This window comes from uncultured Bacteroides sp., assembly GCF_958445495.1.
Taxonomy (GTDB): domain Bacteria; phylum Bacteroidota; class Bacteroidia; order Bacteroidales; family Bacteroidaceae; genus Bacteroides.
Window position 1 is genome coordinate 1 of the sequence record NZ_CAUCSQ010000089.1, and the last position, 8,174, is coordinate 8,174.

At 43.6% G+C, this 8,174-nt stretch carries 7 protein-coding genes; 4 read left to right on the plus strand and 3 right to left on the minus strand.

The window, feature by feature from the left end:
• Positions 1-107: 107 nt before the first annotated feature.
• Positions 108-278 (minus strand): DUF362 domain-containing protein, encoded by a 171-nt coding sequence (locus Q5076_RS17545; RefSeq protein ID WP_294534653.1) that lies wholly within the window; start codon positions 276-278, stop codon positions 108-110.
• A 181-nt stretch (positions 279-459) separates the two neighbouring features.
• Between Q5076_RS17545 and metA the strand changes: the two genes are divergently transcribed.
• The 4 genes from metA to Q5076_RS17565 all read left to right on the plus strand — a co-directional run bounded on the left by metA (position 460) and on the right by Q5076_RS17565 (position 4,757).
• Complete coding sequence (gene metA, locus Q5076_RS17550) at positions 460-1,377, plus strand: homoserine O-succinyltransferase (protein WP_303015070.1); 918 nt, start codon at positions 460-462, stop codon at positions 1,375-1,377.
• Positions 1,374-3,203: a U32 family peptidase gene (locus tag Q5076_RS17555; protein WP_303015071.1), complete on the plus strand. Its 1,830-nt coding sequence runs from the start codon at positions 1,374-1,376 to the stop codon at positions 3,201-3,203. The genes metA and Q5076_RS17555 overlap by 4 nt, the downstream gene beginning before the upstream one ends.
• Positions 3,200-4,186: a hypothetical protein gene (locus Q5076_RS17560; RefSeq protein ID WP_303015072.1), complete on the plus strand. Its 987-nt coding sequence runs from the start codon at positions 3,200-3,202 to the stop codon at positions 4,184-4,186. The genes Q5076_RS17555 and Q5076_RS17560 overlap by 4 nt, the downstream gene beginning before the upstream one ends.
• Positions 4,187-4,250: 64 nt before the next feature.
• Positions 4,251-4,757, plus strand: coding sequence for a GNAT family N-acetyltransferase (locus Q5076_RS17565; RefSeq protein ID WP_303015073.1), 507 nt, complete (start codon positions 4,251-4,253; stop codon positions 4,755-4,757).
• 197 nt (positions 4,758-4,954) lie between these two features.
• Here the strand turns inward: Q5076_RS17565 and Q5076_RS17570 are convergent, their stop codons facing one another.
• Together Q5076_RS17570 and Q5076_RS17575 are read right to left on the minus strand one after the other, a co-directional pair.
• Positions 4,955-7,402, minus strand: a complete 2,448-nt coding sequence (locus Q5076_RS17570) for a TonB-dependent receptor (RefSeq protein WP_303015074.1) — start codon at positions 7,400-7,402, stop codon at positions 4,955-4,957.
• A 90-nt stretch (positions 7,403-7,492) separates the two neighbouring features.
• The gene (locus tag Q5076_RS17575) at positions 7,493-8,086 is read right to left on the minus strand and encodes a LuxR C-terminal-related transcriptional regulator (RefSeq protein ID WP_303015075.1); all 594 of its coding nucleotides are present in this window, start codon (positions 8,084-8,086) and stop codon (positions 7,493-7,495) included.
• Positions 8,087-8,174 lie beyond the last annotated feature (88 nt).

The following is an 8,174-nucleotide window of genomic DNA, read 5'->3' on the forward strand; positions in this document are numbered from 1 at the left end:
GCTTATCATCTTCATATGCTATTTTACTTTTTAGGGACATTTACTGAATATCCCTAAAAAAGGCTGCTTTCCAAAAGAAGGCAGCCTATGTTCTTTATTGCTTGTATTTATTCCGCAGGATGAATAGCTTCAGACGGGCAAACGTCTGCGCAAGTTCCACATTCAGTACACAAATCCGGGTTGATAGAATAGATATCACCTTCAGAGATAGCTTCTACCGGACACTCGTCAATACAAGTTCCGCAAGCAATACAATCGTCACTAATTACGTAAGCCATTTTTCTAAAAATTTAAATTATTAGTACTAATTTCTTTTGCAAAAGTAAGGCTTTTATCAATTAGTTGTTATACTTCTATGATTAAATTGACTTAATTTGTACGTCTTCTAAATAAGTAACATCCCTGATATCTGCTATATTTTTCGTACTTTTGCAGCCAAATTACTAATATATAGCGATTATGCCTTTAAATTTACCCGATAGACTCCCTGCAATAGAACTTTTGAAGGAAGAGAACATTTTTGTTATAGATACTTCCCGTGCTACGCAGCAGGATATCCGTCCGCTACGGATTGTGATTTTAAATCTGATGCCGCTGAAAATTACAACGGAAACAGATTTGGTGCGTTTGCTTTCCAATACACCTCTTCAGGTGGAGATTTCATTTATGAAAATCAAAAGCCATACCTCTAAGAACACGCCGATAGAGCACATGAAAGCTTTTTATACGGATTTTGACCAGATGCGTGACGAAAAATACGACGGCATGATTATCACCGGGGCTCCTGTAGAGCAAATGGATTTTGAGGAAGTGACCTATTGGGATGAAATAACGGAAATCTTTGATTGGACACGTACGCATGTAACTTCCACTCTCTATATATGCTGGGCTGCACAAGCCGGATTATACCATCATTACGGCGTACCTAAATATCCGTTGGCACAGAAAATGTTCGGGATTTTTAAACATCGGGTATTGGAACCTTTCCATCCAATCTTCCGTGGTTTCGACGATTGTTTCTATGTTCCGCATAGCCGTCATACGGAAATTCACAGGGAAGACATTCTGAAAGTACGTGAATTGACATTACTTTCTGAATCGAAAGATGCAGGTGTCTATATGGTGATGGCGCGTGGCGGACGTGAATTTTTTGTAACCGGACATTCGGAATATTCCCCGTTAACTTTAGATACGGAGTATCGCCGTGATTTAAGTAAAGGCTTACCGATAGAAATGCCGCGCAATTACTATGTGGATGACAATCCAGACAAAAGGCCTTTAGTACGCTGGCGTGCACATGCTAACTTGTTATTCTCCAACTGGCTGAATTATTTCGTTTATCAGGAGACCCCTTACAATATTGATGATATTGAATGATAAAACAGCGTAAAATTGAACTTCTGGCTCCGGCAAAGAATCTGGAATGCGGGATTGAGGCCATCAATCACGGAGCGGATGCAGTATATATCGGAGCCCCTAAATTTGGAGCACGTTCCGCTGCGGTAAACTCTCTGGAAGATATAGAAATCTTGGTAAAACATGCCCATTTATATCATGCACGCATTTACGTAACTGTCAATACCATCCTGAAAGAAGAAGAGCTCAAAGAAACGGAAGAGATGATTCAGGCTCTGTACCGGATTGGAGTGGATGCGCTGATTGTGCAAGATATGGGGATTACAAAACTGAGTCTTCCGCCGATACCGCTTCATGCCAGTACACAGATGGACAACCGTACTCCTGGGAAAGTGAAATTCCTTTGGGAAGCGGGTTTTCGCCAGATTGTGCTGGCGCGGGAATTATCGTTGCGTGAGATAGAGAAGATACACGAAGCCTGTCCGGAAGCCCCTTTGGAGGTATTTGTACATGGTGCGCTTTGTGTAAGTTATAGTGGTCAGTGCTATGTTAGCCAGGCTTGTTTCGGACGCAGTGCAAACCGTGGAGAATGCGCCCAGTTCTGTCGTTTACCTTTTAACCTGACAGATTCGGACGGGAAAGTGATTGTCAAGGACAAACATCTGCTTTCCCTGAAAGATATGAATCAGAGCGATGAATTAGAGCGGTTGCTGGATGCGGGAGTTTCTTCGTTGAAAATAGAAGGACGTCTGAAAGACGTAACTTATGTGAAGAATGTGACGGCCGCCTATCGTCAGAAATTGGACGCCCTCTTTGCCCGGCGCCGGGAATATGCGAGAGCGTCTTCGGGGACTTGCCGTTATGAGTTCAAACCACAGTTAGATAAAAGTTTCAGCCGTGGATTTACACATTACTTTTTACATGGCCGCAGCCAGGACATATTCTCTTTCGATACTCCGAAGTCGTTGGGAGAAGAAATGGGTACAATGAAAGAAACACGTGGAAACTATCTGACTGTTGCCGGAGTAAAATCTTTCAATAATGGCGACGGAGTCTGTTATATTGACGAAACAGGACGTTTGCAAGGATTCCGTATTAACCGTGTAGACGGCAATAAACTTTATCCGCAGGAAATGCCGCGCATCAAACCCCGTACTGTGCTTTACCGCAACTTCGACCAAGAGTTTGAACGACTTCTTTCCCGGAAATCGGCTGAAAGAAAGATCGCCGTAAATATTCTGCTTGCCGATAATGAGTTCGGTTTTTCGTTGACCTTGACCGATGAGGACGACAATCGTATTACGTTGGCCCTTCCTCGTGAGAAAGAATTGGCACGGACACCGCAATCAGATAATCTGAAGACACAGCTCGCCAAGTTAGGGAATACACCCTTCTTGGCAGAACAGATAGAAATATCTTTTGCGGATAATTGGTTCTTGCCGGCTTCGGTATTGGCCGATTTCCGTCGGCAGGCGATAGATAAATTAATAGCTGCCCGAAGAATCAACTATCGTCGGGAGTTGGTGGTATGGAAACAGACAAACCACGTTTTTCCGCAGGTGGCATTAACCTATTTGGGAAATGTGATGAATAGCCGTGCGGTTTCTTTCTATAAAGAACACGGAGTACAGTGTGTTGCTATGGCTTACGAGAAAGAAGCGGCAGAAGATGCGGTATTGATGTTCTGCAAACATTGTTTGCGTTATAGTATGGGATGGTGCCCTGTTCATCAGCGGGTACGCTCGCCCTACAAAGAACCTTATTATTTGGTCTCGAACGATGGCAAACGTTTCCGTTTGGAGTTCGATTGTAAGAATTGTCAAATGAAAGTCAGTGCGGCATTATGAGTTTGCTTCATCACAAGATAGGCGGTATTTGCAGGGTGGCATACTTGATGTTAAGTGTGCTTCTGTTATCTTCCTGTTATTACAAGATGCCGGCTTTGTCTGAAGGGGAATTGCCAGAGAAAACAAAAGACTCATTAACTTGCCTCTATGAACGGCATTACACATGGAATACGAATCTAGAAGTAGTCGATGATTCCGTTTCTTTGGAATGCCTTCCGATAAAAGACACCTTTATCCGGTTGAATAAGGGTGACAGGGTAGTGGTGGCTGAATTTGCAGTTCATCCAGCCGATAGTGTGGACAGCGTTTGGGTAAAATTGGCACATACGCAGGATGAGCAAGGATGGATACGCGAGACAGAGCTGAAAAAGTCGTTTGTTCCGACCGACAGCATTTCGCAAGCCATCCATCTTTTCAGTAATACGCATGCCTCTTATTTTGTGGTAATCTTTGCCTTGTTCGTTGGAGTTTATTTACTTCGTGCTTTTCGTCGGAAGCAATTGCAGATGGTGTACTTCAACGATATTGACAGTATCTACCCCTTATTCCTTTGCCTGTTGATGGCTTTCAGCGCAACGGTTTATGAATCGATGCAGGTCTTTGTGCCGGAGACATGGGAACATTTTTATTTTAATCCTACCTTATCCCCGTTCAAAGTCCCTTTTATACTTTCGGTTTTTTTGTTGAGCATTTGGCTGTTTCTGGTCGTCGTTCTGGCAGTGCTTGAAGACCTGTTCCGGCAGTTGACTCCGGCAGCGGCCATTTTTTATTTATTAGGGCTGATGTCTTGTTGCATTTTCTGTTATTTCTTTTTTATTCTGATGACCCACATTTATATCGGTTATTTATTCCTGGCACTTTTCATCTGGGTATTTGCTGGGAAATTGCATAAGAATATCCGTTATAAATACCGCTGTGGAAATTGCGGGGAAAAACTGAAAGAGAAAGGACTATGCCCTCATTGCGGAGCAGTCAATGAATGATTATGGCTGTCTAAGAAGCTGGTCGGAGTTATGATTTTAAAGTTACTATAAATATTTTTTTGAAATGATACAAGTCAAAGCTGCTAAACTGAAAGAACTTCCCGTAATAATGAACATTTATGAATATGCCCGTAATTTTATGTGTGCTAATGGAAATCCTACTCAATGGATTAACGGTTATCCGTCAGAAGAATTAATTCGCCGGGAGATAGAAGAAGGGCATAGTTTTGTTTGTACAAACGAGTCGGGAGAGATTCTGGGAACATTCTGTTTCATAGTAGGAGATGATTCCACTTACCGGTATATCTATGACGGTGCATGGCTGAATGAAGAACCTTATGGCGTTGTCCACCGGATGGCGACAAACGGAAAACAGAAAGGAATAGCGGACGTTTGTTTGAACTGGTGTTTGGAACGTTGCGATAATATTCGCATAGATACCCACCGGGATAATAAAGTCATGCAACATATCCTTGAAAAGTATGGATTCCGGCGTTGTGGCATTATCTACGTAAAGAATGGAACGGAACGCATCGCTTATCAGAAAATACCTGCTTTAAATTCGTACTGATTTTACCTATGACCTTTTATGGAATCGTTTTTCTGTCCACTGTGCCATTCTGATAACAAGCATTGCTATTGATTAGCCTATAAAAAATAGCAGCCCGAAGCATCAGGATTGGATTATCCTGTTTTGAATTATAGCGGAAATATCCTCAATATTCTGTCGTTGAACCTATTGAGGATACTCCAAGCTGTTACGGGACTTTAGAACCGGCAACGAAGGTCTATCCCAAATTGTGCAGGCCGTCCTTTCTGCATGAATCCTTTGTTCATTGTCTCAAAGTAGAAGGCTGCATAATCCTTATTCAGGAAATTGCGTGCCCAAAAGCTAATCATGGCATTTCCGGTTTCGAGATTCGCTCTCCAGTTCAGCGTGCCGTAGAAAGATTGGCTTACATCATTCCGTTCCGTCCAGTAAATACGTCCGGCAGCGTTATAGTTTGCCTGAAAAACAATCCGGTCGAATATGGAACGCGGACTGCAGGTGACGGCATATTCCCCGCCGACGTTCAAGGTATGTTTAGGGACGAAAGGAATGTATTTGTCGTTGTAGTCGGCTTTTACGGAAAGGTTTCCCTCTTTGTCTTTTTCGTACTCCACATAATCCGTAAAAGTCGCATAGGTATAGCCGTAACTGGCATTCAGGCTTAACTCATTATTCAGGCTGGCACGGAGAGAAGCTTCAATACCGTAACTGCGGCTTTTTCCGGCATTGAGAGTCGTACGTCCCAGGCCACTTGCGGCAAACTGGGAAATCTGCTGGTCATGCATATCCATATAGAAAGCGGATAAGTCTGTCCACAGTTTGCCTTCCCAAAGGGTCAGATGGCTTCCAGCTTCGTAATTCCATGAATATTCGGGTTTGTAGCGGGTAGCCTCTTTAACCTCAGGCACTTCGTCTTTCTTGGCATATTGCTCAATCATAGCGGCAAATTTAGAGAACTCTTCACTTTCTTTTATGGCATCTATCATGGAGTTCTTTAAATCCCCGCTGATTAGGTCGGAAAACATCTGTACGTTGTAACCGCCGGAACGATAACCTTTTGATACGGTTACATATACATTGTTCCCTTTCTTCCATTCATATTGCAGGGCGAACTTCGGTAATAGTTGAACATAATCATCCGATATTTTCCCGGTGTAACCGGCATTGGCAATTAGATGTTCGGCTTCCATAGACATAGAAGGAATCGGCGGTCTTGCCGCCATTTTCATGCTGAAATTGAAATCCGTGGGGTCGCTGGCGGAATGGTACTTCATGCTCATCCTTTCGTAGTCCAGGCGTAAGCCGACCGTCAGTGATAATCCTTTTACAAAAAGGTCATTCCATGCCGACTGGTGAAAGATTGCTGTATTCCAGACAGGTGTATCAAAGTTTCCGTCCACCAATATGGCAGGGTTGTTGACTGTCAGGTGCAAGTCGGGAGCTGCGGAAGGCATGCCGTCAAAAATACTGTTCACATTTCCTTCAATAACATTTTTCACGCCGTCTTCCCAAAATGTCACAGGGCCTTTGGTGTTCAGCGTTTGATATAAACCGAATACCCCTGTTGTCCATTGCCATCTTTTACCGGCTGTTGATTTGAGTACGATTTCTTCGGAAACCGTATTGGATTTTTGCTTTTGTTCCAGCGTATAAATCGCCTTTTCTGTAAAATCCTGGTCCAGAAACATGCGGTCGCCCAAATTCTGATAACCGGTGACGGCACTGAGGATAAAGCCCCGTGTTTGATACTCCAGATTAATTCCGGCATTGGTCAGTCCGCGCCGGTAGCTGCTGCGTTCGTTGTATGAAATCTTTCCGATGTAATCAGCTTGGTCCTCGGTAAGTTCTTTGCCTTTTCTTCTAGCTTCTGCCGTGCCACTTTGAGTAATTCCGGTATAATAATAAGGATAACCGCCTTGAGTGCTATACTCATAGCTAAAGGCCATATCTATTTTCAGATTGGATGTCGGCATATAGATACCCCGGAAACGTCCGCCGCCGGCGTTACTTTTATCTACCTTCTCGTTATTCCGTGCTGAATTTTCAAAGAAACCGCCCGTATGTTCATAAAAACCGCCGGCGGAGAAAGCGAAACAATCGGATATGCGGTGATAATGCGTCAATGAAACACGATAGTCGTTGTAAGTCGCCGCTCCCATCCGTATATCGGTTCCCTGGTAAGTGAAAGGCGATTTGGTATGTATCTTGATGAGTCCCCCCATCGTATTACGGCCGTAAAGCGTTCCTTGGGGACCGCGAAGCACGTCGATACGTTCGATGTCACAATAATTGAAATCGAATGCGGATTTGTCGATATAAGGGATATTGTCTACATAAAGCCCGACGGACGGAGTATTGATACGCGAACCGATTCCACGGATATAAATAGAGGTTGTCAGTTTGGAACCATAGTCCGGGATAAATAAGTTGGGTACAATGCCTGTCAGTTTTTTTACGGAATTGACCTGGTAAGCACGCATGTTCTCCTGCGATAGTACAGTGGCGGATACGGGTAAATCGCGCAGCTTACGGTTTTCTTTCGGAGTAGCGATTACCACCACTTCTTCCATATCCACTACTTTCAGTGAGTCTTTCGGAACATCCTCAGCCCATGTAGTCCCTGTCACCAGGAGAGTGAGGGCAAACATCATGTTTTTTGTTTTCATTCGCAGTTAATTTGTCCGGTGCAAAGTAACGGCAAATGTATTAGTCGGGCAATCCTCATTTATTAGGATTATGACTGATTTTTTAAGAAATCAGATTCGGTCCGCCTCGATGTATCCGTTCATTACGGCATAGATAGTCAAACCGGATACAGATTTGATACCCAGTTTCTCCGTGATATTTTTCCGGTGGGTGATGACGGTAGTCAGGCTGATATTTAGTTTGTCTGCAATTTCTTTATTGATTAATCCTTTGGTAATCAGTACAAGCACCTCAATCTCGCGGGCGGATAAAATTTCCTGATGAGGCTCCTTCTGGGGCATGTCTTTTATCGGATAGCCGTTGTGGTGAGCATGTTGATGGAGTCTTAAAATGTTTTTTACCAACTCCTCTTCAGGCTCATAAATGTTGAGTACGGGAACGCCGGACAGTTGAAATTGCGGGCTATCGCTTGCCAGCACGATTGTCTTTCGTTTTCGGGGCAGGAAGAATGCATTGTGTTCCACATAAATCTGTGCGGATATGAAATAGTGGGCATACATGTCCGGCGTGTCGTCCATGAGTTCACTGAAATGACGGAAAGTGCGGATGGTCGCCATGGGGATGATTTCTTCCAATATGGATTTGAGGCCTAAACTGCTGAGCGTATTAGGTTCAATGATTGCTATTTCAGGTTGGTAATTCATCTGTTCGAAAGTTCGGGTCATTGGCCCGGATTATTATTTAAGGTGAGTTCTATCAATTCAATTTATCCTCTTGTATCAGACAGCAGAA

What these genes read in the sequence shown, in the direction of transcription:
- Q5076_RS17565 (WP_303015073.1), top strand. Translation starts at nt 4,251, where the DNA reads ATGATACAAGTCAAAGCTGCTAAACTGAAAGAACTTCCCGTAATAATG.
- Q5076_RS17555 (WP_303015071.1), top strand. Translation starts at nt 1,374, where the DNA reads ATGATAAAACAGCGTAAAATTGAACTTCTGGCTCCGGCAAAGAATCTG.
- Q5076_RS17545 (WP_294534653.1), bottom strand. Translation starts at nt 278, where the DNA reads ATGGCTTACGTAATTAGTGACGATTGTATTGCTTGCGGAACTTGTATT.
- Q5076_RS17570 (WP_303015074.1), bottom strand. Translation starts at nt 7,402, where the DNA reads ATGAAAACAAAAAACATGATGTTTGCCCTCACTCTCCTGGTGACAGGG.
- metA (WP_303015070.1), top strand. Translation starts at nt 460, where the DNA reads ATGCCTTTAAATTTACCCGATAGACTCCCTGCAATAGAACTTTTGAAG.
- Q5076_RS17575 (WP_303015075.1), bottom strand. Translation starts at nt 8,086, where the DNA reads ATGAATTACCAACCTGAAATAGCAATCATTGAACCTAATACGCTCAGC.
- Q5076_RS17560 (WP_303015072.1), top strand. Translation starts at nt 3,200, where the DNA reads ATGAGTTTGCTTCATCACAAGATAGGCGGTATTTGCAGGGTGGCATAC.